Genomic DNA, 25901 nt, shown 5'->3' on the forward strand with positions numbered 1-25901 from the left:
GAGATAGGAGCGGCGCGCGGCGAGGTCAATCGCGGATTCGCCGCAGCTGGCCCGGTTGTCAGAAGGGTTTCAGGTAGACGAGGAACACGATCAGCACGAGCAGCAGACCCGGCACCTCGCCGATCATGCGCAGCTGCTTCTCGGTCAGCGGGCGCTCCCCGCGGCTCATCTTCTTGGTCTGGCTGACCATGTAGCCGTGGAAGCCGGTCATCGCGAGCACCAGCGCGAGCTTGGCGTGGAGCCAGCCATAGGCGAACCACCCGCCGGATATCGCCATGGTGAGGCCGAGGACCCACACCACGGTCATCGCCGGGGAAAGGATGATCTTGCGCAGCTTGCCCATGCGATCGGCCCACATCGCCTCGCCCGGCGAGCCGGGGGCGTGGTCGAGCATATAGATGGCCTGACGCGGCAGCATGAACAGCCCCGCCATCCAGAACACCATGAAGATCACGTGCCCCGCCTTGAGGTAGAGGTAGATCGAAAGCAGCAGGTCGTTCATCGGTGTCAGCCCCTGAGCGCGGCAAGCAGTTCCTCGACGTGGGCGATCGGCGTGTGCTGGCCGATCCCGTGGCCGAGGTTGAAGACGTGCGGACGGTCCGCGAAGGCGCGGATGATGGTGCGCACCCGCTCGGGAAGCGCCGGGCCGCCCGCCTCGACGAGCAGCGGATCGAGATTGCCCTGCACCGGCATCCCTTCCGGCAGGCTGGCGTGGGCCCAGGCCGGGTCGAGCGTCTCGTCGAGGCCGACCGCATCGACGCCCGTCTCGCGGGCATAGGCAGGAAGCTTCGCGCCCGCGCCCTTGGGGAAGCCGATCACCGGCGTGTCGGGGTGGCTCTCCTTGAGCTTCGCCGTGATCGCCGCGTTCGGCGCGATCACCCACTTCTCGAACTGGTCGGGAGCGAGGCTGCCCGCCCAAGAATCGAACAGCTGCACCGCTTCCGCGCCCGCGTCGATCTGGCCGCGCAGGTAGGTGACCGAGACCTCGACGATGGCGTCGACGATCGCCTGCATCCGGCCCGCATCGCGGTAGGCGAGCAGGCGTGCGGCGTGGTGATCCTTCGAGCCTTCGCCTGCGATCATGTAGGTCGCGACCGTCCACGGGCTCCCAGCAAAGCCGAGCATGGTCACTTGCCCGCCGATCATCGCGCGGGTGCGGCGCACGGTCTCGTAGACCGGCTCGAAGCGCTCGAAGGCGGGGGTGAAGCTGTCGAGCTCCACGTCCAGCAGCGTCGGCGATAGATGCGGCCCCTCGCCCGCCTGGAAGGTCAGTCCTTGCCCCATGGCGTGCGGCACGATCAGGATATCGGAGAACAGGATCGCCCCGTCGAAACCGAAGCGGCGGATCGGCTGAACGGTGATCTCGGCCGCCGCCTCGCTGTCGTAGACAAGCTCGAGGAAGCCGCCCTTCTCGGCACGCAAGGCCCTGTATTCCGGCAGATAGCGGCCCGCCTGGCGCATAAGCCACACGGGGGCGCGGTCCTGGCGGACACCTTTAAGCGTATCGAGAAGCGGACCGGGCATGGCGTTCCTTAGAGCAAATCAATTCAATTTATAAAAGGATGGATGGAGTCTGTTGGCCCTGTGGAAAGCGGGAATTACCGGCGCGTCCGCGATTGTCCCCGATTGGCCACCGTCCCTCAGCCCCCTGTCGAATCCGTGCGGCTCCGACGTCAAGCGGGCTTTATCCCCACTCTTCCCAGCCTGTCGATAAAACTTGTCCCGTGTGGGCAAATGACCCGGTGAAAAGGCGTGGGGTCGGGGGCAAATTCGCTCACCAGCTTGTCCGGCAACCCCTCCCGTGGTTTATGCCTGCATCTGTCCACAGGGGTCCGGACGATCCACGAGCCATGCAGCGACTCAATCTCCACCTTGTATCGGATTCGACCGGCGAGACGCTGGAGATGATCGCCAAGGCGGCGCTGGCGCAGTTCGACGATCCTTCGGTGAACCGCCACTTCTGGCCGATGGTGCGCTCGCTGCAGCACCTCGACCGGATCGTCCCCGATCTCGCCGCGCATCCGGGGCTGGTGCTTTACACGCTGGTCAACCCCGATACGCGCAAGCGGCTTGAGGAGCATTGCCGCCATCTCGGCCTGCCGGCGGTGCCGGTGCTCGACCAGGTGACCGCGGCGCTTGAGGCGCAGCTTGGCGAGGAGGCGCACGGGCGCCCCGGCCGCCAGCACATGATGGACGAGACCTATTTCAAGCGGGTCGACGCGATCCAGTACACCATCGCCCATGACGATGGTCTTGCGCATGAGGAATGGGAGCAGGCCGATGTGGTGCTGGCGGGCGTGTCACGCTCGTCCAAGACGCCGACCTCGATCTATCTCGCCAATCGCGGCTACAAGGTCGCGAACATCCCGCTGGTGGTCGAGAGTCCCCCGCCGCCTGCGCTGTTCGGGCTGCGGCATCCGCTCGTGGTGGGGCTGACCACCAGCCCCGAGCGGTTGATCCAGATCCGCCGCAACCGTCTGCTTTCCTTGAACGAAGTGACCGAGACCGCCTATGTCGACAACGACCGGGTCAAGGCCGAGCTGCAATTCGCGCGGCGGATGTTCGCCGATCACGGCTGGCCGGTGATCGACGTCACCCGCCGCTCGATCGAGGAGACCGCGGCGGCGATCATCCGGCTGGTGCAGGAACGCGACCGCAAGCCGGCCAGCGAAGGCGGGGTGGGCAAGCCGATATGACCCTGATTCTGGCCAGCAAATCCGCCTCGCGTCGGGCGATGCTCGATGCCGCCGGGGTCGCCTACAGGAGCATCCCCGCCGATATCGACGAGCGGGCGGTCGAGGCAGGGCTGGAGGGCGCAGCGCCGGGCGAAGTCGCAGAGGCACTGGCGGTCGCCAAGGCCGATGCGGTGGCACAGGGACACCCGCAAGCGCTTGTTCTCGGCTCGGATTCGCTGGTGGTGTGCGCGGGTCGGCGCTTCGACAAGCCGCGCTCGCGCGAAGAAGCGGGGGAGCATCTGCGATTCTTCTCCGGGCAGGTGATGGAACTCCATTCGGCCGCGGCGCTGGTCAGGGGCGGGGGGTGCGAGTGGAGCCATGCCAGCCTCGCCCGCCTTCACGTGCGCGATCTTTCCGAGGAATTCATCGAGCATTATCTGGACCTTGAGTGGCCCGCCATCGGGCACACCGTAGGCGCCTTCCGGATCGAGGGGCCAGGGGTGCAGCTGTTCGACCACATCGAGGGCGACCAGTTCACCGTCCTCGGGATGCCGCTCCTCCCTCTGCTCGGCGCCCTGCGCGAAGCCGGGGTGCTGATCGCATGACCCGCCGCCTTCGAGAGGGCTCAGGACAGGCTTATGCCGAGGTGATCGGCGATCCCATCGCACAATCCAAGTCCCCGAAAATTCACGGTTTCTGGCTCGAGAAACTCGGGATCGATGCTGACTACCGCGCGTGCCACGTGACCCCCGGTTCCCTCCCCGACCATATCGCCGCGCGCCGCGCCGACCCGCTGTGGCGGGGTTGCAACGTCACCATGCCGCACAAGCAGGCGGTGATGCCGCTGATCGATGCCATCGCGGCGCCAGCGGACCAGATCGGCGCGGTGAACACGGTCTACCCGGGGTCTGGCGGGGGTCTGGAGGGCACCAACACCGATGCTGAAGGCTTCCTGGAGCCGCTTGGGCGGGACCTGGCGCGGGCACACTATTTCCGCATGGCCCGCATCCTCGGCACAGGCGGCGCAGCCCGCGCGATCATCAGCGCGCTGGCGAAGGAGGGCTTCACGCTGGTTGTCGCCGGGCGAGACCCGGGCAAGGCCCGCGCGCTCCTCGAAGAACTGGCCCCTGCAGGCGAGCACCACGCCATCGACATGGCCCACTTCGCCGATCCCACCGACTTTCCCTTCGACGACCGCGAGGGCTGCCTCGATCTGGTCGTCAACGCCTCGAGCCTCGGCATGACGGGCCAGCCGCCGCTCGCCTTCGACTGGAGCCACGCCCCGCCCGGCGCCATCGCCTACGATATCGTCACCGCGCCGGTGGACACGCCCTTCCTTCAGAGCGCGCGCGCGAGGGGCCACCGGACCATCGACGGGCTGGCCATGCTGATCGGGCAGGCGGCCATCGCCTTTGCGCACTTCTTCGGCCAGCCGCCCCCGCGCGAACATGATGCCGAACTGCGGAAAATCCTCACCTCATGACCAGCCCCAGGATCATCGGCCTTACCGGCTCCATCGGCATGGGCAAGTCGACCGTCGCGGCGATGTTTGCCGAGGCCGGCATCCCGGTGTTCGACGCCGATGCCGAGGTGCGTGCGATGCAGGGGCCGGGGGGTGAGCTCCTCCCCGCCATCGAGGCCGCCTTCCCCGGATCGACCGGGCCGCAGGGTGTGGACCGCGACCGGCTCGGCCAGCAGGTCTTTGCCGACAAGGAAGCGCTTCACCGGCTCGAGGCGATCGTCCACCCGGCGGTCGGGGCGAGGCGCGCCGCCTTTCTCGCGGCCAACCAGGACAAGCGCGCCGTCGTCTTCGACATCCCGCTGCTGTTCGAGCGCGGCGGGCACGAATCGGTCGATCTTATCGTCGTCGTCTCCGCGCCCGAGGCCGTCCAGCGCGCCCGCGTCCTCGCCCGCCCCGGCATGACGCCCGAGAAGTTCGCCCACATCGTCGGGCTGCAACTCCACGACTCCCACAAGCGCGAGCGCGCGCATCACGTCATCGACACCGGCACCTCGCTCGAGGAGACCCGCGCCCAGGTCGCAGGCCTCATCGCCTCGCTCTGAACCGTTCAATTTGATGCAAGCCGCCCCTTGCAAGTCCCCGGACTTGGGCAGATAGTGCATCAAATGCGTGAGGTCATTTTCGACACCGAAACCACCGGGCTCGATCCCAAGACGGGGGACCGCATGGTGGAAATCGGCTGTGTCGAAATGATCGGCCGGGTCGAGACCGGCCGCACCTTCCACGCCTATTTCAACCCCGATCGCGATATGCCGGTGGAGGCCGAACGGGTCCACGGCTTGTCCGCCGCCTTCCTCGCCACCAAGCCGCGCTTTGCTGAAAGTGCCGACGAACTGCTCGAATTTCTCGGCGATGCCCCGCTCGTCGCGCACAATGCGGGCTTCGACTTCGGCTTCCTCAATGCCGAGCTGGAACTGGCCGGGCGCGCGCCCGTCAGCCTCGATCGCATGGTCGACACCGTCGCCATCGCCCGCCGCAAGCATCCGGGCGCCAAGCTCAGCCTCGATGCGCTGTGCACCCGCTACGGCATCGACCGCTCGCACCGCGTGAAGCACGGCGCGCTGCTCGATGCCGAGCTGCTCGCGCAGGTCTATGTCGAACTCACCGGCGGGCGGCAGATCGGGCTCGGCCTGATCGACGGGCCGGCCGAAGCCGTTCCCGTTCTCGACGCCGCACCTGCGGCCCCCTGGTATCGCCCCGCCCCCGACCGGCCGCGGCGCGAGCCCCGTCCCCATGCCGCCAGCCCGGAGGAGCTGGAGCGTCACCGCGCGTTCATCGCCGGAATCAAGGACGCGATCTGGGCCGCTTGAAGCCCGGACGCCCGACACCACCTCAACCCTGGGATCCTCATCACTGACGGGAGGACTGCATTCATGGACATTCGGATTTCCGGCCACCAGATGGACACCGGCGCCGCGCTGCAAACCCATGCGAGCGAGCGCCTGGGCGCGATCGTCGACAAGTATTTCGACCGTGCGCTGTCCAGCCACGTGACCTTCGGCAAGGCGCCGGCGGGCTCCTTCACCTGCGATATCGTCACGCACGTGATGCAGGGGCTGATCCTGAAGGCGCAGGGCACCGCGCACGATGTCCATGTCGCCTTCGACGATGCGGTCGGCAAGATCGAGAAGCAGCTGCGCCGCTACAAGCGCCGCCTCACCTCGCGCCACGAACAGGCGAGCTACGCGCGCGGCGAGGAAGAGGCCGCCTACACGATCTTCGCGGTCGAGGAGGACGAGGAGGAGGAAGTCGTCGCCGAGGCGCCGCTGGTGATCGCCGAGACCCGCGTCGACATCCCGACGGCGAGCGTGGCGGACGCGGTGATGCTGATGGACCTCAGGAATACCAGCGCGCTGTTCTTCAAAAACGCTGGCACGGGGCGGCATAATATGGTTTATCGGCGTGCCGACGGTTCGATCGGATGGGTCGAGCCAAGATAGGGTCTGGTGACAGTTTTGCGTTAAGGGCAAAGCGCCACTATCGACAAGCCCAGGCGGCGGCAGCAGGGGGGGCTCCGCCCCGGACGGCAGGCTCTTGCAGCATGACCGGACCGGATTGTGCCACTGGGCCGCAGGCTACGGGATTCGTGACAAGATGGACGTCAACCTCGCTCTTTCTCCGCAGGCCATCGCCTTTGCGCGGCTGGACACCAAGCCCAAGGTGCTGGCCCGCACCGCGCAGCTGCTGAGTTCGGCCTATGGCGTGGGCGAGGCCGAGGTGCTCGAGAACCTTGAAGCGCGCGAGGCGCTGGGGAGCACCGGGTTCGGGCGCGGGGTCGCGATCCCGCATTGCCGCAGCAAGGATATCCGCCGCCCCAGCCTCGCGCTGATCCGGCTGGAGGCACCGATCGACTTCGCCGCGGCGGATTCGCGCCCCGTCACGCTGGTGTGCGGGCTGGTCTCGCCCGAAAATGCCGGCGCCACGCACCTCCACGCGCTCGCGGCGATCTCGCGGCTGACGCGGGACGAGACGATGCTCCAGATGCTCGCCGATTCGCCGGATACCGAGGCGGCCTATGCGCTGCTGACCAACCAGTTCCTGCGCACCGCGGCCTGATCGCCCCACCACCCGCCATGGCTGCCAGCGTCGATCTCCCTTCGCCGAGCGGGGCCGAGCAGCATTACCGGGCGCTCGAGCGGCTCTATGCCTCGGCGCCGGTCAACGCCAAGTTCGCCTCGAGGCTGCACATCCCGGGCGAGGGCCGCTCGAAGCTGACCTTCACGGTGACCCCCGAGGATTATCATGCGGCAGGCGCTGCGCACGGGACGATCTATTTCAAGATGCTCGACGATGCGGCCTTCTATGCCGCGAACACGCTGGCGACCGACCGCTTCCTCCTCACCACCAGCTTCAACCTCCACTTCACCAAGCCGGTCCGCGCCGGCACGGTGACGGCCGAGGGCCGCTGGGTGAGCGGGCGCCGCCGCGTGTTCGTCGCCGAGGCGCGACTGGTGGACGCCGAGGGCGAGGAGATCGGGCGCGGCACGGGCACCTTCATGCGCAGCCGCATCGCGCTCTCGAGCCTGCCGGGCTATGCGGCCGCCGGGCCTTCCGGGCTGTGAGCGGACGGCTCCCCGCCCACCTCGAGGCGAGCGCGATCATTCGCCGCGCCGAGGCACAGGGGGGATTCGCGACGGTGCTCGCCAAGGGCGAGCGCGACGCGGGGACGATCCTGCTGGTGACTTCGTGTCACGGCAGGGACGCTGTGCTGCACGAAAGGATGCCGCAGCTCGACGGTTCGCGCAGCTTTGTTGCGACGAGACGAGAAGATGCTGAAAAGCCTTGGGAATTCGGTGAATATCTGGACCGCAGGCGCCAGCAGGACCCCGATAGCTGGCTAATCGAGGTTAATATCGCGGATCCGCAACGCTTCGTCGCGGGCTGCGACGAATCGAGTTGACGTAAACGGCAAGCGCAGCCAGAGCGCCGCCACTCCCAAGCGCAGGCTGGCAGGGCGGCAATTCGGCCGCAGCGCCAGCACGCAGACGGGGAGCGGCCGGCAGGCTTCTTCGAACCCGATAAACCGATTTATCGGACAAAGGTTCCCGCCTGCGCCCGTGCGCGCTCACCGCCCGATTTGCAGAGTTCATGAGTCGCAAGACCGCGTTTTCCGCGATCGCCGCCCTGGCGTTCGCCACCACGATGTTCCCGGCCGGCAACCATGCCGTCGCCCTGGCCGAAGCCGCCAGCGAACATCTCGCCTCCCCCGCTCCGGCCGCTGCGCCCGAATTGGTGCCTGCCGCCGTCGAGACGGTGTCCGAGCCGGTCGTCCAACCGCTCGCCCCGGCGGCCCCCGAGGCCCCCGCCCTCACCGAAGCCGGATCGCTCGCCGAGATGGTGCGCATGATCGACACCGCCGCGCCGATGAGCGCGGAGCTGCGCTGCCTTGCCGGCGCGGTCTATTTCGAGGCCCGCGGCGAGCCGCTTGCCGGGCAGCTGGCGGTCGCGCAGGTGATCGTCAACCGCACCGAGGACGGGCGCTTCCCGCGCTCCTATTGCGGTGTCGTCGCCCAGCCCGGGCAATTCTCCTTCATGCGCGGCCGCAAGATGCCGAAGGTCCGCGAAGGCTCCCCCGCCTGGAACCGCGCCGTCGCCATCGCGACGATTGCCGACAAGGGTCTGTGGGAATCCGAGGCGGAGGACGCGGTGTTCTTCCACGCCCGCTATGTCCGACCCGGCTGGAGCGCGGGCAAGACCCGCCTCGCGCAGATCGACACGCACATTTTCTATCGGTGATCCTCGCCGCGTTTCGCCCTTCGGGCGAGCGGCTGCGGGCGCCCCTTCGGGCTTGCGGCCCTGCGGGCCGATCACCGCCTCATGGCTGCATCAGGTGCTGAGACGCACCCAGACAGGCGTGTGGTCGCTCGCCTTCTCGCGCCCGCGATAGGCCTTGTCGACGCCGCAGGCCGCGAGCCGGTCGGCGCATTCGGGCGAGAGCAGGATGTGGTCGATCCGAAAGCCGTGATCACGCTGCCACGCCCCCGCCTGATAGTCCCAATAGGTCCACACCCCCCCGCGCGGATTATGGGTGCGGATTGCGTCCACCCAGCCATCGGCGAGCAGGCGCGCATAGGCGGCGCGGCTTTCGGGCTGCATCAAAGCGTCGGCGGCCATCGCTTTCACCGACCAGACATCGTCGTCGTGCGGGATGACGTTGAAGTCGCCGAGCACCACCGCCGGCACCTCCTCGGCCCAGATCTCGGCCATCCGCTCGCGCAGCCGCGCCATCCAGGCGAGCTTGTAGGTGAACTTCGGCCCCGGATGCGGGTTGCCGTTGGGGAGGTAGAGGCAAGCGATCCTCACCCCTGACACGTCCGCCTCGAGATAACGCGCCTGCTCCTCGTCGCCCTCATTCGGGCCGGGAATGCCGAGCCCGCGGCGCACCTCGGTGCAGGTGTAGCCCGCGCGCGTATCGACAAGGATCGCAACGCCGTTGAAGGCCTTCTGCCCGTGGGTGAGGACGGCATAGCCCAGCGCCTCGATCTCGGCGGCCGGAAAGCCCTCGTCCTGCGACTTGATCTCCTGCAGGCACGCGACCGCCGGACGGGTCTCCTCCAGCCATTCGAGAAGGCGCGGCAGGCGGGCCTTGATGCCGTTGATGTTGTAGGTGGCGATCTTCATGCGCGCCCTGATGCCCGAAAGGCCCGCGCGGGTCTAACTCAAATCCCGAAGCTCGCCCCGCAGCCGCAGCCGGCGGCCGCCTGCGGATTCTCGACCTTGAAGGCTGCGCCGCCCAGCGACTCGACGAAATCCACCGTGCTGCCGGCGATCAGATCGAGGCTCATGGGATCGACCACCAGTTTGACCCCGTCGGTTTCGGAAACGGAATCATCGGGTTCGGCACATTCGGCGAGGTCGAACTTGTACTGGAAACCCGAGCATCCCCCGCCCTCGACCGCGAGACGCAGGATCGCCGGTCGCGACTGCTTCTGCGCGATCAAGGCAACGCGCTTGGCGGCAGACGGGGTGAGGATCAGGGGCTCGGCGCTCATGGCGCCAAGGTAATGCGCGCCGGGCCGATCCTCAAGTCTGTCACGCAACCGTGATATATTGCCGCAGCGCCTCGGCCTCGTGGGTGACCTCGTCCATCTTGTGCTTCACGAGATCGCCGATCGAGATGAAGGCGACCAGCTCGCCGTTCTCGACCACCGGGAAGTGGCGGAAGCGGCGGCGGGTCATCATGCCGAGCGCCTCGTCCACCGTGGTGGCGGGCTCGACGGTGACGGCGGGCGAGGTCATGATCGTCTCCACCGGCTGGTCGAGGCAGGTGCTGCCCTTCTCGGCGAGGCAGTAGATCACGTCACGCTCGGAGACGATGCCGACCACCCGGCCCTCGCGCAGCACCGGCAGCGCGCCGATCCGGCGGGTGGCGAGGGTCTGCACGACCTCGTGGACCGGGGTGGTGCAATCGCAGGCGACGATCTCGGACGGGCCGCGCCGTTCGATGATGCGGGCAACAGTCATGGCAATCTCCTCTTCCCCCACGGAAAATGCCACGATTCGCAGGCAAAGGCGAATCCGCCTGCCGAAGGGTGCCTTGCGCCGCACGCCGTGCCCCTTGCAGCTTTCGCGCGTTGCCAAGCGCCGCGGCGCGGGCCATGTCGGAAGGATGACCCGCAAGAGCCCCCTCGACGATCCCGCCAACGCCGCCCACGCCTGGGCGCGCTACCGGCGGATCATGAAGCTGCTGCTGGCGGCGACGGTGCTGGTGGTGGCCATCGCGGTGGGCGTGCTGTTCGCCTTCAATGGCGCGATCTCGGTGCATTTCTACATTGCGGTGGCGCTGGGGATCAGCCTGACGATGCTGCTTGGCGGCGGGCTGATGGGGCTGATGTTCCTGTCGAACGGCACGGGGCACGACGAATCGGTCGACAACCAGATGCCCGGCCGTGACGAGCTGTGGAGCCCGCGCGAGGATTAATCCTCGCCGGCGAGCTTCGCCGTCAGCCGAAAGTCCTCCACCGGGACGCCGCCGATGAGGTGCTCCTGGATGATCCGTTCAAGCACCGCAGGGCTGCACGAGTGGTACCACACCCCGTCCGGCCAAACGACCGCGATGGGCCCTGCGGCGCAAATCTGGAAGCAGTCGGCCTTGGTGCGCTGCACCCCGCCGCCCGGTCCGCGCCGGCTGTCCGGCCCGCGCCGGGGCCCGACGAGCCCGAGCTCCTTGAGCCGCGACTTGAGAAACCCCCACGCCTCCTCGCCCGCCTCGCGCGAGCAGCATTTCTGCTTCTCGGACACGGCGCACAGCAGGATGTGCCGCCCGACCGCGGTGCCCTCGCGCGGATCGCCATAGTGCTTGGCGAGCGAATGCCGCGCGGCGACGAGCGTCTGGTCGCTCACTTGTCCCCGTTCCGGTTCAGCCAGCGGTCGAGCCAGGCGAAGACGGTGTTGTGCCATTGCAGCGAGTTCTTCGCGCCGAGCACCCAGTGGTTCTCGTCCGGGAAGACGAGCAGCTGCGCGGGGATGCCGCGTTCCTGGAGCGCGGTGAAGCTCATCAGGCCTTGCGTGTAGGGGACGCGGAAATCCTGCTGGCCGGTGACGACCAGCATCGGCGTCTTCCACCGGGCGACATGGTTGGCGGGGTTCCACTTCTCCTGGATCTCGCGCGATTCCTCGTAGTTGCCGCCGAACTCCCAGCGGGTGAACCATTGCTCCTCGGTGGCATAGGCCATCGAGCGCGTGTCGAAGATGCCGTCGTGCTGGACGATGCACTTGAAGCGGTCGGGCCAGTTGCCGGCGATCCAGTTGACCATGTAGCCGCCGTAGCTCGCCCCCATGGCGCAGGCGCGCGACCCGTCGATCTGGGTGTCGAGCGCGAGGGCGGCCTCGAGGCCTTTCTGCAAGTCCTCGAGCGGCGCGCCGCCCCAGTCCTTGCGGATCGCGTCGGTGAAGGCCTGGCCGTAGCCGGTCGACCCGTGGAAATCGACCGAGATGACGGCATAGCCCTGCGAAGCGGTGACGCGCGGGTTCCAGCGGTTCGACCAGGCGTCGTTGAACGAGCCCTGCGGCCCCCCGTGGATGTAGAGGATCGCCGGGATCGGTCCGGTCTGGTCGGCGAGGCGGGTGATCTGGCCCCACACCGTGTCGCCCTTCGCGCCGGCGAAGCTGAAGCGGCGGGTGACGATGTTCGCAAGGCCGCCCATCCGAGTGGTGGCGACATCGGTGAGCGGGCGCGCCTGGCCCATGTCGCTCGAGAGGAACAGCTCGGCCGGGGCGCCGAGCGAATCCCGGGTGAACAGCACCCCGCCCTTCGGCAGCGGCACGAGATTGGCGATGTGCGCCTCGTTGCCGGCCATGAGGTTCAGCTCGGTGACCTTGCCGGTCGCGACGTCGATGCGGAAGGCGGGGGTGTCGAGCACCTTCTGCGCGGTGGCGATCAGGCTCCTGCCGTCCGCAGCCCAGGCGAGGCTGGCGAAAGAGAGGTCGACCTTCTCGGTGAGATTGCGGACCGCGCCCGACTTCAGGTCCATGAGGCGCACCGATTGCCGATCGGCCTCGTAGGTCGGCCGGTCCATGGCGAGCCACGCGAGATAGCGGCCGTCGGGCGAGACGGCGGGGACGGTGTCGGTCGCTTGATTGGCGGCGGTCAGCAGTTCAGGCTTCGCCCCGTCGAGCCGCGAGCGGTAGATGTCGAGGTTGGTCGAAAGCGGCTCGCCCGCGCCGGTCAGCCGCGCGGTGAAGTAGAGCGCGCTGCCATCGGGCGCGAAGTCGATCTCCTCGGCCCCGCCGAAGGGCATGGTCGGCGTGTTGGCGGTGATCCCGCTCGCCGGATCGACGCCGTCGGCGGGCACGCCCTGGCCCTGCGCCACGCCGCCCTCGAGCGGGAAGACGAAGATGCGGTTGTAGAGGCCAGGGGTCGCCCAGCGATCCCAGTGGCGCACGAAGCCCTCCTGCGCGTCATACAGGCGTCCGGTGCCGGGGCCGGGGAGGTAGGCCGCCTTGGCATCGGCGCAGCCGAAGGTCGGGCAGTCGCGCGGCACCTCGCCCCACACCGCGATGGCCCTGCCGTTGCGGGCGAGCTTGAAGCCGGCGATGTCGCGCGTCGTCGCGGCGGTGACGAGCTGGGGCGCACCCGCCGTGCCATCCTTGCCGAGGGTCACGCGCCACACGCGGCTGCGTGCCGGGGCGTTCTTGTCGGTGTGCTCGCCGGAGAGGAAATAGAGCGCGCCGTCCGCGCCGAAGGCCGGGTCCGAGGCCTTGAGGCCGAGGTTCAGCGCCACCGGCTTCGCCCCTGCCTTCGTCAGGTCGAGGAGGTAGAGCGCGGTTGTGCGCTTGAGGGACGCCGGGTCCGTGGTGGTGACGGCATAGACCGCGAGCGTCCCCGCCGCGTTCACCACCGGCGCGCCAAGGCGCGGGAGGGTGACGAGATCCTCGGCGCTCATCGGCGGACTGGCGACGCCGGGAACCGTGCTGGCGGCGCGCGGCCTTGCTTCGTCCTGGGCGGCCAGCGGTGCGGTGGAAACGAGAGCGGCGGCGGCGATCAGGGCGCCGGTAACGGTGAAGCGATCCATGGCCGCCGGACTAGCCCGCTTGGCGCGCGGGCGCCAGCCCCGCGGCGGCGGGTCAGCGACGCTTGCCGACGATCCGTGCGATTTCCGCCTGCACGAGGCTTTCGACCATCGCCGGCAGGTGCGCCTCCAGCCATTCGGCCAGCATCGGGCGCAGCAATTCGCGGGTCAGCCCTTCGAGCGAGGTCTCCCCCGAACGCACGATCTGCGGGCGCGCCGGCGGCTCGGCCAGCATCGCGAGCGCGGCGAGATTCTCCTGCATCGCATCGCGCACCGTTTCGGCGATCAAGGGCGTTTCTTCCGCCAGCGGCTCGCGAAGCGGCAGCGCGCTGGGCTCCGGCTGGCATTCCATGTCGGCAAGGTCGAGCACCTCGTCGGCATCGCGCACCGCGTGGGTGCGGGCCAGCGGGGCGGGCGCTTCGGTATCGTCCTCCTCGTCCGCGACCAGCATCCGCCGCCGCCGCGCTTCGAGCGCGCCGGCGCGGTTGTCGCGCGCGATCACCTTCTTGATCGATTCGAGGATCTCCTCGACCGAAGCCTCGTTCTCTTGCGCCATGCCTTCATGCCCCCGTTTCGTCACGCCCGGAAGGCCGTCCCGAATCGGGACCGGCCCTCACTCGCCGGGCAGCAATTGCGGCCCGATTGTTGCCGTGGCGGGGGGAATGTCAACGGTCCTGGTCGATTTCGGGGCAGGTTCGGGATCGCGGTCCCAGTCCCACATCTTGCTGCTCACCCGGTCGGCGTTGACCTTGGGATCGTAGAGCGGCCCGCCGGTCTCGAGGTTGAGATCGCGCGCCTCGGCCTTGCCCATCAGCGCCAGCAGGTTGAAGCCGGCGACATAGGCGTTGCGCCGCGCGGTCACCAGCTGGGCGCGGGTCTGCACCAGCTCCTGCTCGGCGTTGAGCACGTCGAGGATCTGGCGGTTGCCGATCGAATTCTCCGCGCGCACGCCTTCAAGGCTCAGTTCGGCCGCTTCCACCGCGGCCTGCGCGCTCCTGATGACCGCGTTGGCCGCCTGCCAGTTGGCATAGGTGGAGCGGGTTTCGGCGATGACCTGGCGCTCGGCGGCGATCACGTCCTCGAGCGCGGCGCTTTCGCGCGCGCCGGCCTGGCGCTGCTGGGCGGCGGGCAGCCCGCCCTGGAAAATCGGGATGGTGATCCGCACGCCGGCATTGGCGGTGGTTTCCGCCTGCACGAAGTTCGCCGCGATCGGGCCGCCGAGCGTGCCGAAGAAGTCCGAATACTGGCCGTTGGCGAAGAAGCCGACCGTGGGCAACCGGCCTGCGCCCGCCACCTTGGTGTCGAAGCCCGCGGCCTCGGCGCGCTGCTTGGCGGCATCGAGGTTGGGGTTGTTTGCGAGCGCGGTGACGATCGCCTCGCCCACGGTGTCAGGCAGGCCCGGCAGCGGCGGCGGCGCCTCGAGCTCGCCCGGCTCGCGGCCGACGAGGCGGACGTAGGCCTCGCGCGCGGCGATGAGGTTCGCCTCGGCCGAGCGCAGGTCGCCCTCGGCAACGGCGAGGCGCGAGCGCGATTGCGCCACGTCCGTGATGGTGAGGTCGCCGATCTGGAAGCGGTCGCTGGTCGCCTCGAGGTTGGTGCGCAGCACCGCCACCTGGTTGTTCGCCAGCGCCACCAGCGCCTCGGTGCGCAGCACGTCCATATAGGCGGCGACGACCTGCGCGAAGACCGTGCTTTCCGTGTTGCGCAGGTCCGCCTGCCCGGCCTCGACGCGTTCCTTGGCGGCGGCGATCCCGTTCCTCACCGCACCGCCCGAATAGACCGGCACCAGCACCTGCGCGCCGACGTTGAGGTTGCGCTCGGGCGCGGTGAAGGCGTTGGCCGACTGGCGCAGGAACTCGGTCTCGGTCGCGGTGACGTTGACCGAAGGCAGGCCCTGGGCGCGCTGGATCGGCACGCTCTCGTCGACCGCGCGCTGGTTGGCGCGGGCGCCGTTCAGCGTCGGGTTGCCGTTATAGGCATTGACCAGCGCTTCGCGCAGGTCGTCGGCCCGCGCGGGCGCGGCGGCAAGCGCGAGCAGGCTCGCGGCGGCCATCAGGCCCGGCAGGGCGGCGGCACGGGTCACGCGAAGGTCCAGCCCTTCGGCGCGTCGAAGGCGTGGATTACCGGAATGCCGAGGTCCTCTACGGCCGCGAGCGTGACCTGCCCGGCGATCTTCCGCCCGCTGGCGAGCCGCGTGACCTGCCTCAGCACCAGGCCGGTGACGATCCGCCCATCGGCGGCGAGCGCGCCTGCAAGGCTTTCGGGCAGCTGCTCGATCGCGCCGTCGACGAGGATCAGACTGTAGCTGCCGGTGGCGGTCAGCGCCTCGCTCGCGGAGATTTCGGCCAGCTCGGCGACCAGCGGGCGGACGAGCGCGGCGAGGTAGCCGGTGCCGCCGCCCACCACCAGCACGCGGTCTTCGGGGCCGGGCGCGGCCTCGGACAGCAGCTTGCCGTAGAACAGCGGCGAGGCGAGGTGCCCCGCCGTCCCGAGCATCACCGCACGGTCGATATAGGCCTGCGCGCCCTTTTCCGCCGGCAGGAAATCCTCGCGCGGGACAGCGAGCATCCGCGCCAGCACATATTCCTCGTTCACGCCGCTGGTGCGCAGCTGGCTGTCGATCATCGCGCGGCGGGCGGTGGTGGTGTCGGTGAGGGTCGTCATCGTGGTCATCGTTCTCTTCGGTGCAACTGTATTGGCTGGGTAATACAGCTCGTCAACCCTCTCCTTAGACCCGCCCGTGCCGCCTTCCAAGCGGTTTGCCCCATGACCGGCGGCGATGTGGTCGGCGAGTTTACGCCTTTGACGGCCCACGCCGCGTTGCTTAGGGGAGCGCCGGGCCCGATGGGGCGCAATTCGACTTAGCGAGGGATCGGTTCGATGAGTGACATGACGACGAGCAGCGGCGAGACGCGGATCGAGACCGATTCGCTGGGCGAGGTGGCGGTGCCCGCGCACGTCCACTGGGGCGCGCAGACCCAGCGTTCGATCGTCAACTTCCCGATCGGCGGCGAGCGGATGCCGCCCGCGCTGGTACGAGCGCTCGGTGTCCAGAAGCTTTCGGCGGCAAGGGCGAACATGAAGCTCGGCGTGCTCGATGCGGGGATCGGCGAGGCGATCGTCCAGGCCGCGCGAGAGGTGATCGACGGGACCCTCGCCGACCAGTTCCCGCTGGTGGTGTGGCAGACCGGGAGCGGCACCCAGTCGAACATGAACGCCAACGAGGTGATCGCGAGCCGCGCGAACGAGATCCTCACCGGCAAGAAGGGCGGCAAGTCGCCCGTCCATCCCAACGACCACTGCAACATGGGCCAGTCGTCGAACGACACCTTCCCGACCGCGATGCACATCGCCGCGGCGAGCGAGGCGCTCGATCACCTCCTCCCTGCCCTCAAGAAGCTCCACGGTGCGCTCGACGCCAAGGCGAAGGAATTCGCCGACATCGTCAAGATCGGCCGCACCCACTTGCAGGACGCGACGCCAATGACGCTCGGGCAGGAGTTCTCGGGCTACGCGCAGCAGGTCGCCTACGGGATCGCCCGGGTCGAAGCGGCGCTGCCCCGCGTGCTCGAACTGGCGCAGGGCGGCACGGCGGTCGGTACCGGGATCAACGCCAAGGTCGGCTTCGACACCGCCTTTGCCGCCGAGGTCGCGACCGAGACCGGCCACCCCTTCGTCACCGCGCCCAACAAGTTCGAAGCGCTCGCCGCGCATGACGCAATGGTGGAGATTTCGGGCGCGCTCAACGTCCTCGCGGTCAGCCTGATGAAGATCGCCAACGATATCCGCCTGCTCGGCTCCGGCCCCCGCAGCGGCCTCGGCGAACTCAGCCTCCCCGCCAACGAGCCGGGCTCCTCGATCATGCCGGGCAAGGTCAACCCGACCCAGTGCGAGGCGATGACGATGGTCTGCGCGCAGGTGATGGGCAACAATGTCGCGGTGACGGTCGCGGGTTCGCACGGGCACCTCGAACTCAACGTGTTCAAGCCGGTGATCATCTACAACGTGCTCCAGTCGATGAAACTGATCGGCGATGCCGCCCATGCCTTCACCGACAATTGCGTGGTCGGGATCGAGGCGAACACCACCCGCATCACCCAGCTTCTGAACGAAAGCCTGATGCTGGTGACGGCGCTCAATCCGCACATCGGCTACGACAACGCCGCCAAGATCGCCAAGAAAGCGCACGCGGAAGGCACCACGCTCAAGGCGGCGGCGCTGGAGCTGGGCCTCCTCACCGAAGAGCAGTTTGCCCAGTGGGTGGTGCCCTCGGACATGATCCGCCCGCGGGATTGAGGCAGGGGCACGACCTTGGTCGGGGCTGAACAACCGTTCATCTTTCGACCAAGGCCCCATCCTGCCCGACGATGCGCGCCCGCGCCTGTGGCGCTCGGGCGGCGGGAGGTCTATCGCTGGCGGCCGCAATGACCACGATTCCGATCAGCGAAGCCGCGCACCGCGAGCCCGCCCCCACCGTATCGTTCCGGACCGTGCTGTTCTCCATGGTCGTCCTGTGGGCGACCTACTTCGCCCTCACCACCGTGCGCAGCCTGGTGATGGATCTCGGGATGCAGTTCGAGCTCGGCTGGCGGCGGCTGCTGGTGACCGCCGTCGGCGTGCTGCTGACGCTGGTACTGTGGCTGCTGCTGCGGCTGTTCGACAACCGCCCGCTGTGGCTCAAGATCTTCGCGGCCATCGCGCTTGCCCTGCCGGTCGCGCTCGCCATCGGCCAGGTCAACTATGTCGTCTTCAAGGACATGGAGTTCGCCCAGCGCCAGGCCTATGCCGAGCGCTACAATCTCAACCTGCGGCGGGACGAGAGCGGCAACTTCTTCATCGACGTGCCGGTCAAGCGCAGCGCCGCGCCCGGCCAACCGGTCACCGCCCTGCCGTCCGCACAGGTGGATTCGCAGAGCGTTCTGATCGAGCAGGCGGAGACCTATGCCGACTTCTGGCGCAAGCTGCTCGACGTGGCGCTGGGGCGCTACTTCCTGCTGCTCGCCTGGGCGTCGACCTATTTCGCGCTGCTCGCCGGGGTTCAGGCCCGCGCGTCGCAGCGGCGCGAGGAGCAGTTCCGCTCCGCCGCCAAGGCCGCCGAGCTCAGGTCCCTGCGCTATCAGGTGAACCCGCATTTCCTGTTCAACACACTGAATTCGCTCTCCGCGCTGGTGATGACGGGCAAGGCCGACCGCGCCGAGCGGATGATCCAGACGATCAGCCGCTTCTACCGCCATAGCCTCGCCAACGAGCCGACCGCCGACGTCGCGCTGAAGGACGAGTTCGACCTCCAGAAGCTCTACCTCGATATCGAGGCGGTGCGTTTCCCGACCCGGTTGGTGTGCGTCTTCGATCTGCCCGAGGATCTCGAGGAGGCGCGCGTGCCCGGCATGATTCTGCAACCGCTGGTCGAGAATTCGGTGAAATATGCCGTCTCGCCGGTCTCGCGCCCCGTCACCATTACCCTCGCCGCGCGCGAGGAGTTCGACCGGCTCGTCATCACCGTCGGCGATGATGGCCCGGGCGTGCCGCAAGGCACCACCCACGGCTTCGGGATCGGCCTTGCCAACGTGCGTGACCGTCTGGAGGCGCGGTTCGGGCCCGATATCGGCTTCAGCTCGGCCCCGGTGCCGGGCGGCTATTGCACCGAAATCCGTATTCCCTTGTCACGCCCGTTGAGTCATCAGGCAAACCGCCATGCATGAGACCGACACCGACACGCCCGAATTGCGTACCCTGATCGTCGACGACGAACCGCTCGCGGTCGAACGGGTGCAGGTGATCTGCGCCGAGATTCCCGCCGTGCGCGTGGTCGGCACCGCCAGCGACGGGGCCGCCGCGCTGCGCCTCGCCGAGAAGCTCCAGCCCGATCTCGTGCTGCTCGACATGACCATGCCGGAACTGGACGGGCTCGGCGTTGCGAGGGCCTTTGCCGCGCAGCCGCAGGCGCCGGTGGTGATCTTCGTCACCGCGCACGATCATTTCGCGGTCGAGGCCTTCGACCTCGAAGCGGTCGACTATGTCCTGAAGCCCGTCTCCGCCGACCGGTTGGAGCGCGCGATCGAGCGCGCCGTCGCCCGCCGCGGCCAGCGCCGGCAGAAGGCCAGCCGCTACCTCGACGAGCTGTGGGTGCCGCATCGCTCCGAGCTGCTGCGCATCGCGGTCAGCGAGGTCCACCAGATCGATGCCGAGCGCGATTACGTGCGCCTCCATGTCGGCGGGGCGGACAGCGGGCGGTCCTACCTGCTGCTCCAGACCATCGCCGGGCTGGAAGAACGGCTCGATCCCGAACAGTTCATCCGCATCCACCGCTCCACCATCCTGCGCCGCGATCATATCCGGGGCCTGAGGCACGACGGCCTCGGCGTGTGGTCGGCGGAACTGGTGAGCGGCGAGGCGCTGAGGATCGGCCGCACCTACCTCGCCCGCGTCAAGGCGATGGCCGGGAGGTAGGTTTTCGTTCGCGTGCCACCTTCGGTGGCGGGGGGTGTGCGTTTCGCGTCAGCGAAACCGCGAAACAAAAAACGGCCCGAACCCCAGGGACTGGAAGGGTTCGGGCCGTATGATCTGCACCGCGCCGGGATGGCGGTGCAGGCAGGCGAGCGCGGTTCAGCCGCCGCGCTGCTCATTCGCGATGATGGCCGCCATCTTCTGCTTCGCGTCGGAACGGGCCTTGGCGAGGCAGGCGAGCGCGTCCTGGCTCATCAGCCGGGTGCCGGTGCTGGGGTTGGTGGTGCGGCAGACCTGGCGCACCGCGCGCTCGACGCGCTGGTCGAACAGCTTCTGGCCCTTCGCCGTGGCGAGATCGAGGTCGCGGTAGGAAACCGAGACGAACGAGCGGTCGACGTTCTCGGCGACGGCGGGGGTGACGGCGGTGCCGGCGATGCCCAGCGTGGCAAGGGCAGGGACGATGATTTTCGCAAGGGTGTTCATGACTGTTGTCTCCATCTCTCGCAGGGGCTGGGATCGGCGGGGGCTCGATCCGGGGGGGGGGGGGGGCCAGTCACCCTGCTGAGGCCATGAATACGCGGCGCCGCACCCTCGCGCATTCGGCCTTCGATCAACCCGCAGCACGCGCTCGACCGGGGCGGGGGCGATGAGATCAACGGCCTGAAGCGGGCGACAAATGGCTGTTTCCAATCGACGGGCGCGAGCCCATATTGCGGTCCATGGGTCCGGCGACGTTGATCATCTTCCTGCTCGGCATCGCCAACTTCGCGATCAACCGCGCCGTTTTCGACAGCGGGCACCCGCTGTTCGCGCGCCTGCCCGCGAGCAGCCAGCGGATCGGCCGCCGCGCTGCGCTGGGGAGCGAATTTGCGGTGCTGTTCTTCGCGCTGCTGCTGTCGGTGCGGGGCTGGCCGGGCTTTGCCTGGGCCTATGTGGCCTACAGCGTTTTCAATGCGGGCGCGGCGTGGCTCATCCTGAGCCGCCGGGTCTGAAGCGCCGGACGGCGGAAGGAGCGGGCTGACCATGAACGTGCTTGCGAACCCGGCCTGCTGGCTGGTCGTCAACCCGGCGAGCGGGAACAACACCGCCTCCTCGACCGACACCGTCGCCGCCGCCCTCGCCGAGCGGGGCTTCCGGGTCGGGCGGGTGATCGCCTTTCCCGACGACGATCTGCCCACCCCTGCCGCGCTCGATGCCGCAGGCGTGGCGCTGGTGGTGGTCTACACCGGCGACGGCACCGTCAATGCGCTGGTCAACGGCCTTGCGGGCTGGGGCGGGGCGGTGGTGGTGTTGCCCGGCGGGACCATGAACCTGCTCGCCCGCCGCCTGCACCGCGACCTCGGTTTCGAGCAGATTCTCGACATCGTCGCCGCCGGCGGCGCGCGTCCGGGCCGGCTCGCCTGCGTGCGCTGCGATGCGGGGCTGGCCACGGCCGGGCTTCTGGTCGGCCCGGGCACCTGCTGGAGCCGGGTGCGCGAATCGATGCGGAACATGGCGATCGCCGAAGTCGCTACTGGCGCGATCGCAGCGATCCGGCAAAGTGCCACCGGCCCCTTCGTGCTCGCCCCGGACAATGCCCTGGCGCGCGAGGGCGGCTATCCGCTGATCGAGCTCACGCCCGGAGAGCACGGGCTCCAGGCCGATGGCTACTATGCCGAGGCGCCGCTCGAATACGCCGGACAGGCCTGGGCGGTGCTGCGCCGCCGCTTCCGCGAGGGCCCGCACGATCGGCTCGGCGTCGCGGCGAGCATCCGCCTCGCCAGCATCGACGGCAGCCCCCTCGACTGCCTCATCGACGGAGAACCCGCGCAGTGCCCCTCGCCTTGCACATTCACCGTCGAGCCCTGCGGCGTCGACCTGCTGGCGACCGCGCATGACCTCTGAGCCGACCCGCCTCTTCCACCTGTCCGACATCCATTTCGGGCTCGAAGACCGCGCCGCGCTCGCCTGGGTGAAGCGCGAGATCGCGGCCAAGCGCCCGCACGCCGTGGCGATCACCGGCGATCACACCATGCGCGCCCGCCACCGCGAATGGGACGCGGCGACGGCGTGGATCACCAGCCTCGACGTGCCGGTGACGATCAGCATCGGCAATCACGATATGCCCTATTTCAACCCGGTCGAACGGTTCCTGACCCCCTACAAGCGCTTCGAGGGGATGAAGGCGCTGGTCGAGCGCGAGCTGCTGCTGCCGGGCCTTGCGATCGTGCCGCTGAAGACGGTGCGGCGATGGCAGCCGCGCTTCAACTGGTCGAAGGGCTGGGTGACCGACCAGGCCTTGGCCGAGTGTCTTGCCGCGCTCGACGCGCTGCCCGCGGGCACGCGCGCGCTGGTCGCCGTGCACCATCCCCTGCGCGAGGTCGGCACCCATGGCACCGCGCTCACCCGCCACGGCGAGCAGGCGCTGACCTCCTTGGCGCAGCGCGGCGTCCTCGGGGTGCTGTCGGGCCATGTCCACGATCCCTTCGACATTGCCGAGCCCACCTCTGCGGGCGATGTGCGAATGATCGGCGCAGGCACCCTGTCGAAACGCCTGCGCTCGACCCCGCCGAGCTTCAACGAGCTGGTCTGGGACGGGGCGAGCCTGACCGTGACGGCGCGCAATCTCGAGCACGTGCCGACCAGCGACATGCAGATCGAGGACGTGCCCGCCAATGCGCTCCCGCCGCGCACCGAGGCCGAGCCGGTCGCGCCCGTGAACCGCGTGCCGGAAGTCGATCCGCCGGTCCACTGAGCCCCCCGCCTTAACCTGCGCCCCGGACGGCTTAAGGCTTTCTCTAGGAGCCATGTTAACGCTTTCTTGGTGAAATGGCCGCGTCGGGACGGACGAGACGGTATGGCCACCCCCCCGGTCTCGCCGCCCCGGCAATCCGCTTGCCAAAGGAACAGGAGCGATGGACCTCATCAAGGCGATCACGTTCGGCGCGGTCCTTTCGGGCGTGGTGGCGCTCGTGATCGGCTCGCAGGGCACGTCCGCCGGGCCGCTGGCGATCCACCTGGTTCATGTGGCCGACGCGAGCTTCTACTGGTCCTGGCCGGTGTTCTGTTCGGGAAGCGGGCTCGCCTTCGGAATCATGCTGCTGCAGCGCTGAGTCTCCCGGCGGCTGCGCACACGAAAAGGGCGGCTCCCTTGCGGGGCCGCCCTCTTCTTCTGATTTCGAAGGTAAGGCTTAGCGCTTCGAGAACTGGAAGCTGCGGCGGGCCTTGGCCTTGCCGTACTTCTTGCGCTCGACCACGCGGCTGTCACGGGTGAGGAAGCCTTCGGCCTTCACCGCGCCGCGCAGTTCCGGCTCGTACTTGCTGAGCGCCTGCGCGATGCCGTGCTTCACGGCGCCCGCCTGGCCCGACAGGCCGCCGCCGCGCACGGTGGCGACGACGTCATACTGGCCGGTGCGGTCGGTGACGGTGAAGGGCTGGTTGATCACCAGACGCAGGGTCGGACGCGCGAAGTAGGTTTCCTGATCGCGGCCGTTGATGGTGATCTTGCCGGTGCCGGGCTTGACCCACACGCGGGCGACCGCGTCCTTGCGGCGGCCGGTGGCGTAGGAACGGCCCTGCGCATCGACTTCGCGCTCACGCAGCGGGGCGGTGACGCGGGCGATTTCGGCAGCGTCGCCCTGCGGCACGCCGGCGGCGATGTCCTTGAGATCGGCGAGATCCGAGACGGTTGCGGTTTCGTCAGCCATTACGCGGCCACCTTGTTCTTGCGGTTCATGGAAGCAACGTCGAGCACCTGCGGCTTCTGGCCGTCATGGGGATGCTCGCTGCCGGCATAGAGGTGCAGCGCCTTCATCTGCTGGCGGCCGAGGGGGCCGCGCGGGATCATGCGCTCGACAGCCTTTTCGAGCACGCGCTCGGGGAAACGGCCGCCCAGCACCTTGGCGGGGGTGGTTTCCTTGATGCCGCCGGGGTGGCCGGTGTGCTTGTAATAGACCTTGTCGCCCATCTTGTTGCCGGTGAAGCGCACCTTCTCGACGTTGATGACGATCACGTGATCGCCGCAATCGACGTGCGGGGTGTAGCTCGGCTTGGTCTTGCCGCGCAGGATGTTGGCGATGATCGAGGCAAGACGACCCACGACGAGACCGTCGGCGTCGATGATGTGCCAGTTCTTTTCGACCTCGGCCGGTTTGATCGACCGGGTCTGCTTGCTGAGCGCCTTCATGGCATGTGTCCTTGGTTCGAATGCTCTGCCGGGAGATGTCCGGAAGAATCACCCCCACGGGCCGGGCCCGGGAGCGAAGTGGCGCGCAAATGTCCTCCGGGGGGCGCAAAGTCAAGCAAAAGCGCCACTTTGGGATGCGGTAAAATAATACCGCTAGTCGGAAACGCTGCCTGTCAACCAACCGAGCGTCGCCGGGTGTGTTTCATCAACTTGCCAGCCAAGGATCGCCGGGGTGTCGTAGGGATGGAGCTCGCCGAGCCGCTCGATCACGTCCTCGAGCCGGGCGGCGGTGGTCTTGAACAGCACGCCCACCTCGCTCCCGGTGGCGCGCGCGCCGTCCCAGACGAAGCGGCTCTCGATGGCGCCTGTGATGTTGGCGCAGGCGATCAAGGCATCATCGAGCAACGCGTCGGCGGCGGTGCGGGCGCTCTCGGCGTCGGGGAAGGGGCACCAGATAAGCGCCGCGCCCGACATCAGGCAGCTCTCCGGCCCAGCGAGTGCATCGCCCAGGTGGTCGCCACCACGGTGAGCGCGCCGACCAGCTGGTGCGAGACCGCGATCCACAAGGAGACGCCGCTCATCACCGTGGCGATGCCGAGCAGCACCATCGTCCCGAACGCCGAGTGCACCGCGATGCTCGCGAACCGGTCGGTCTTGCGCACGCTGCGCGCCAGCCACACCAGCGCGGCGACCGCGACCCAGGCCCACCAGCGGTGCAGAAAGTGGATGAGGAAGGGATCGTGGGTGAGCGTCCACACGGCCCCCCGCGACCAGTCGATCTCGGGCACCAGCCGACCGTTCATCAGCGGCCAGTCGTTCGCGGCAAGCCCCGCGTCGAGCCCCGCGACCCAGGCGCCGAGCATCAGCTGCACGAACAGCACCGCGCCGACCAGCGCGGCGCCGGGGGTGAGGTGGGCGGGCCGCGCGGCCGGGTCCCGCGCCAGCTGCACGAGATCGCGTGCGGTCCACACGAGGCCCGCGAGCAGGAACAGCGCGGTCAGGAGGTGCGCGGCGAGGCGGAAGTGGCTCACGCTGGTGAGGTCGGTCTCGCCGACGCCGGAGGACACCATGTACCAGCCGAGCGCCCCTTGCCCGAGGATCAGCCCGAACATCGCCGCCAGCCGCCAGCCATATCCCGCCGGGATGGCTCGGCGCGCGGCGAAGAACAGCAGCGGCAGCAGGTAGGCCATGCCGATCACCCGGCCGAGGATGCGGTGGAACCATTCCCAGAAGAAGATGAACTTGAAGGCGGCAAGGTCCATTCCCGCCGGGCCGCTCTCGACCCGGAACTGGGTGGTGGTCTGGTACTTGGCGAATTCCGCCTGCCACTGCGCCTCCGACAGCGGCGGGAGGATGCCGCTGACGACATTCCATTCGGTGATCGACAGCCCGCTTTCGGTCAGCCGGGTGATCCCGCCGACGACGACGATGGTGACGACCAGCGCCGCGACGATCCAAAGCCAGCGGGCGATGGCGCGCGGCCGGGCGCGGGAAGCGGCGTGAGCGGCGAACAGGCGCGAGACCGAGGCGGAGGTGGCCATGACGGTTTGCTCCTTGTTCCTCCCGGCCCGGTTCTGCAAGTCCGTTCGGCGCAAAGGGGGATGCGGTGGGCGCAAGCCGCCGTGCTTGGATGACGCCGGCCTTGCAGTATGTAACAACATCACATACATCCCGCCCGACGATGACCCCCGAAACCCTGCCTCCTGCGAGTCGAACCTCGCTGCGCCGCCGACTCGACCAGTTCGGGATCGGCCTGGCCGGGCTTTGCGCGGTTCACTGCATCGCTACGCTGGTGGCGATCTCGGCTCTTGGCTTTGGCGGGCATCTTTTCCTGTTCGACGAGAACATCCACCGCATCGGCTTGGCGCTGGCGCTGGTGGTGGCGGGGATCGCGATCGGCTGGGGTCTCTTGCGCCATGGCCGGATGCTGCCCTTCGGCATCGCCGTCGGCGGGCTGGTCCTGATGGCCACCGCGTTGCTGGTGCCGCACGGCGCCAACGAGTTTCTGCTGACGCTCGCCGGCGTGGCGCTGGTCTCGCTCGGCCACCTGCTCAACCTGCGCGCCGCGCGCTGAGGCGCGG

At 68.5% G+C, this 25901-nt stretch carries 34 protein-coding genes; 19 read left to right on the top strand and 15 right to left on the bottom strand.

Going from position 1 to position 25901, the window contains the following annotated elements; all coding sequences use genetic code 11:
- Positions 1-58: 58 nt before the first annotated feature.
- Together OPU67_RS05950 and hemE are read right to left on the bottom strand one after the other, a co-directional pair.
- A complete protein-coding gene (locus OPU67_RS05950) occupies positions 59-502 on the bottom strand; it encodes a CopD family protein (protein WP_267618332.1) in 444 nt (147 codons plus the stop codon).
- 5 nt (positions 503-507) lie between these two features.
- A complete protein-coding gene (hemE, locus tag OPU67_RS05955; RefSeq protein WP_267618333.1) occupies positions 508-1524 on the bottom strand; it encodes a uroporphyrinogen decarboxylase in 1017 nt (338 codons plus the stop codon).
- 326 nt (positions 1525-1850) lie between these two features.
- Between hemE and OPU67_RS05960 the strand changes: the two genes are divergently transcribed.
- The 10 genes from OPU67_RS05960 to OPU67_RS06005 all read left to right on the top strand — a co-directional run bounded on the left by OPU67_RS05960 (position 1851) and on the right by OPU67_RS06005 (position 8433).
- Positions 1851-2696 (top strand): pyruvate, water dikinase regulatory protein, encoded by an 846-nt coding sequence (locus OPU67_RS05960; RefSeq protein WP_267618334.1) that lies wholly within the window; start codon positions 1851-1853, stop codon positions 2694-2696.
- On the top strand, positions 2693-3280 hold the full coding sequence (locus OPU67_RS05965; protein WP_267618335.1) for a Maf family protein: 588 nt from the start codon (positions 2693-2695) through the stop codon (positions 3278-3280). Before OPU67_RS05960 ends, OPU67_RS05965 begins: the two co-directional genes overlap by 4 nt.
- Positions 3277-4158 (top strand): shikimate dehydrogenase, encoded by an 882-nt coding sequence (gene aroE / locus OPU67_RS05970; RefSeq protein ID WP_267618336.1) that lies wholly within the window; start codon positions 3277-3279, stop codon positions 4156-4158. Before OPU67_RS05965 ends, aroE begins: the two co-directional genes overlap by 4 nt.
- On the top strand, positions 4155-4739 hold the full coding sequence (coaE, locus tag OPU67_RS05975) for a dephospho-CoA kinase (RefSeq protein ID WP_267618337.1): 585 nt from the start codon (positions 4155-4157) through the stop codon (positions 4737-4739). The genes aroE and coaE overlap by 4 nt, the downstream gene beginning before the upstream one ends.
- A gap of 63 nt (positions 4740-4802) precedes the next feature.
- Positions 4803-5507 carry a DNA polymerase III subunit epsilon gene (gene dnaQ / locus OPU67_RS05980; protein ID WP_267618338.1) on the top strand — a complete coding sequence of 235 codons (705 nt, stop codon included), beginning with the start codon at positions 4803-4805 and terminating at the stop codon, positions 5505-5507.
- A gap of 63 nt (positions 5508-5570) precedes the next feature.
- Positions 5571-6137: a ribosome hibernation-promoting factor, HPF/YfiA family gene (gene hpf, locus OPU67_RS05985; protein ID WP_267618340.1), complete on the top strand. Its 567-nt coding sequence runs from the start codon at positions 5571-5573 to the stop codon at positions 6135-6137.
- Between the two features lie 154 nt (positions 6138-6291).
- Positions 6292-6753: a PTS sugar transporter subunit IIA gene (locus OPU67_RS05990; RefSeq protein ID WP_267618341.1), complete on the top strand. Its 462-nt coding sequence runs from the start codon at positions 6292-6294 to the stop codon at positions 6751-6753.
- Between the two features lie 17 nt (positions 6754-6770).
- Positions 6771-7259: a PaaI family thioesterase gene (locus OPU67_RS05995; RefSeq protein ID WP_267618342.1), complete on the top strand. Its 489-nt coding sequence runs from the start codon at positions 6771-6773 to the stop codon at positions 7257-7259.
- Positions 7256-7597, top strand: a complete 342-nt coding sequence (locus OPU67_RS06000) for a DUF1491 family protein (RefSeq protein WP_267618343.1) — start codon at positions 7256-7258, stop codon at positions 7595-7597. The genes OPU67_RS05995 and OPU67_RS06000 overlap by 4 nt, the downstream gene beginning before the upstream one ends.
- Before the next feature lie 188 nt (positions 7598-7785).
- Positions 7786-8433 carry a cell wall hydrolase gene (locus OPU67_RS06005; protein WP_267618344.1) on the top strand — a complete coding sequence of 216 codons (648 nt, stop codon included), beginning with the start codon at positions 7786-7788 and terminating at the stop codon, positions 8431-8433.
- A gap of 90 nt (positions 8434-8523) precedes the next feature.
- On the opposite strand, the gene xth is transcribed toward OPU67_RS06005, so the two are convergent.
- Genes xth through OPU67_RS06020 form a run of 3 tightly spaced genes read right to left on the bottom strand, consistent with a single transcriptional unit; the run spans position 8524 to position 10161 of the window.
- Entirely contained in the window at positions 8524-9318 is a 795-nt protein-coding gene (gene xth / locus OPU67_RS06010; RefSeq protein ID WP_267618345.1) for an exodeoxyribonuclease III, read from the bottom strand.
- A gap of 38 nt (positions 9319-9356) precedes the next feature.
- Positions 9357-9689: an iron-sulfur cluster insertion protein ErpA gene (erpA, locus tag OPU67_RS06015; RefSeq protein ID WP_267618346.1), complete on the bottom strand. Its 333-nt coding sequence runs from the start codon at positions 9687-9689 to the stop codon at positions 9357-9359.
- A gap of 40 nt (positions 9690-9729) precedes the next feature.
- Positions 9730-10161: a CBS domain-containing protein gene (locus tag OPU67_RS06020; protein WP_267618347.1), complete on the bottom strand. Its 432-nt coding sequence runs from the start codon at positions 10159-10161 to the stop codon at positions 9730-9732.
- A 145-nt stretch (positions 10162-10306) separates the two neighbouring features.
- Between OPU67_RS06020 and OPU67_RS06025 the strand changes: the two genes are divergently transcribed.
- Positions 10307-10618, top strand: coding sequence for a hypothetical protein (locus tag OPU67_RS06025; RefSeq protein WP_267618348.1), 312 nt, complete (start codon positions 10307-10309; stop codon positions 10616-10618).
- Here the strand turns inward: OPU67_RS06025 and OPU67_RS06030 are convergent.
- From OPU67_RS06030 to OPU67_RS06050, 5 genes are read right to left on the bottom strand one after another with little or no spacing between them, the layout of a single operon-like run.
- Positions 10615-11040, bottom strand: coding sequence for a (2Fe-2S) ferredoxin domain-containing protein (locus tag OPU67_RS06030; RefSeq protein ID WP_267618349.1), 426 nt, complete (start codon positions 11038-11040; stop codon positions 10615-10617). The genes OPU67_RS06025 and OPU67_RS06030 overlap by 4 nt on opposite strands.
- Positions 11037-13211 carry an alpha/beta hydrolase family protein gene (locus OPU67_RS06035; protein WP_267618350.1) on the bottom strand — a complete coding sequence of 725 codons (2175 nt, stop codon included), beginning with the start codon at positions 13209-13211 and terminating at the stop codon, positions 11037-11039. Before OPU67_RS06035 ends, OPU67_RS06030 begins: the two co-directional genes overlap by 4 nt.
- 52 nt (positions 13212-13263) lie before the next feature.
- Positions 13264-13764: a DUF2497 domain-containing protein gene (locus OPU67_RS06040; RefSeq protein ID WP_267618352.1), complete on the bottom strand. Its 501-nt coding sequence runs from the start codon at positions 13762-13764 to the stop codon at positions 13264-13266.
- A 57-nt stretch (positions 13765-13821) separates the two neighbouring features.
- Positions 13822-15291, bottom strand: coding sequence for a TolC family outer membrane protein (locus OPU67_RS06045; RefSeq protein WP_420708965.1), 1470 nt, complete (start codon positions 15289-15291; stop codon positions 13822-13824).
- Positions 15288-15881 carry a protein-L-isoaspartate O-methyltransferase family protein gene (locus OPU67_RS06050; RefSeq protein ID WP_267618354.1) on the bottom strand — a complete coding sequence of 198 codons (594 nt, stop codon included), beginning with the start codon at positions 15879-15881 and terminating at the stop codon, positions 15288-15290. The genes OPU67_RS06045 and OPU67_RS06050 overlap by 4 nt, the downstream gene beginning before the upstream one ends.
- Before the next feature lie 207 nt (positions 15882-16088).
- On the opposite strand from OPU67_RS06050, the gene fumC reads away from it, so the two are divergent.
- From fumC to OPU67_RS06065, 3 genes are all read left to right on the top strand, one after another.
- Positions 16089-17504, top strand: a complete 1416-nt coding sequence (gene fumC / locus OPU67_RS06055; protein WP_420708966.1) for a class II fumarate hydratase — start codon at positions 16089-16091, stop codon at positions 17502-17504.
- A 128-nt stretch (positions 17505-17632) separates the two neighbouring features.
- The gene (locus OPU67_RS06060) at positions 17633-18910 is read left to right on the top strand and encodes a sensor histidine kinase (RefSeq protein ID WP_267618355.1); all 1278 of its coding nucleotides are present in this window, start codon (positions 17633-17635) and stop codon (positions 18908-18910) included.
- A complete protein-coding gene (locus OPU67_RS06065; protein ID WP_267618356.1) occupies positions 18903-19658 on the top strand; it encodes a LytR/AlgR family response regulator transcription factor in 756 nt (251 codons plus the stop codon). Before OPU67_RS06060 ends, OPU67_RS06065 begins: the two co-directional genes overlap by 8 nt.
- A 156-nt stretch (positions 19659-19814) precedes the next feature.
- Here OPU67_RS06065 and OPU67_RS06070 read toward each other — a convergent pair whose 3' ends face one another.
- Complete coding sequence (locus OPU67_RS06070) at positions 19815-20138, bottom strand: UrcA family protein (protein WP_267618357.1); 324 nt, start codon at positions 20136-20138, stop codon at positions 19815-19817.
- A gap of 236 nt (positions 20139-20374) precedes the next feature.
- Between OPU67_RS06070 and OPU67_RS06075 the strand changes: the two genes are divergently transcribed.
- The 4 genes from OPU67_RS06075 (at position 20375) to OPU67_RS06090 (ending at position 22747) form a co-directional block, all read left to right on the top strand.
- Complete coding sequence (locus OPU67_RS06075) at positions 20375-20647, top strand: hypothetical protein (RefSeq protein WP_267618359.1); 273 nt, start codon at positions 20375-20377, stop codon at positions 20645-20647.
- Between the two features lie 31 nt (positions 20648-20678).
- Positions 20679-21539, top strand: a complete 861-nt coding sequence (locus OPU67_RS06080; RefSeq protein WP_267618361.1) for a diacylglycerol/lipid kinase family protein — start codon at positions 20679-20681, stop codon at positions 21537-21539.
- Positions 21529-22389: a metallophosphoesterase family protein gene (locus OPU67_RS06085; protein WP_267618364.1), complete on the top strand. Its 861-nt coding sequence runs from the start codon at positions 21529-21531 to the stop codon at positions 22387-22389. Before OPU67_RS06080 ends, OPU67_RS06085 begins: the two co-directional genes overlap by 11 nt.
- Before the next feature lie 160 nt (positions 22390-22549).
- Positions 22550-22747, top strand: a complete 198-nt coding sequence (locus OPU67_RS06090; RefSeq protein ID WP_267618365.1) for a hypothetical protein — start codon at positions 22550-22552, stop codon at positions 22745-22747.
- A 78-nt stretch (positions 22748-22825) separates the two neighbouring features.
- Here OPU67_RS06090 and rpsI read toward each other — a convergent pair whose 3' ends face one another.
- The 4 genes from rpsI to OPU67_RS06110 form a co-directional block, all read right to left on the bottom strand.
- Positions 22826-23341, bottom strand: coding sequence for a 30S ribosomal protein S9 (gene rpsI, locus OPU67_RS06095; protein ID WP_267618367.1), 516 nt, complete (start codon positions 23339-23341; stop codon positions 22826-22828).
- Positions 23341-23820: a 50S ribosomal protein L13 gene (gene rplM / locus OPU67_RS06100; RefSeq protein WP_267618369.1), complete on the bottom strand. Its 480-nt coding sequence runs from the start codon at positions 23818-23820 to the stop codon at positions 23341-23343. The genes rpsI and rplM overlap by 1 nt, the downstream gene beginning before the upstream one ends.
- 153 nt (positions 23821-23973) lie before the next feature.
- Positions 23974-24294: a divalent-cation tolerance protein CutA gene (gene cutA, locus OPU67_RS06105; protein ID WP_267618371.1), complete on the bottom strand. Its 321-nt coding sequence runs from the start codon at positions 24292-24294 to the stop codon at positions 23974-23976.
- Entirely contained in the window at positions 24294-25361 is a 1068-nt protein-coding gene (locus OPU67_RS06110) for a COX15/CtaA family protein (RefSeq protein WP_267618373.1), read from the bottom strand. The genes cutA and OPU67_RS06110 overlap by 1 nt, the downstream gene beginning before the upstream one ends.
- Positions 25362-25501: 140 nt before the next feature.
- Between OPU67_RS06110 and OPU67_RS06115 the strand changes: the two genes are divergently transcribed.
- Positions 25502-25894: a MerC domain-containing protein gene (locus tag OPU67_RS06115; RefSeq protein WP_267618375.1), complete on the top strand. Its 393-nt coding sequence runs from the start codon at positions 25502-25504 to the stop codon at positions 25892-25894.
- Positions 25895-25901 lie beyond the last annotated feature (7 nt).

Source organism: Erythrobacter sp. WG, assembly GCF_026586795.1.
In the GTDB taxonomy this organism is placed as follows: Bacteria; Pseudomonadota; Alphaproteobacteria; order Sphingomonadales; family Sphingomonadaceae; genus Erythrobacter.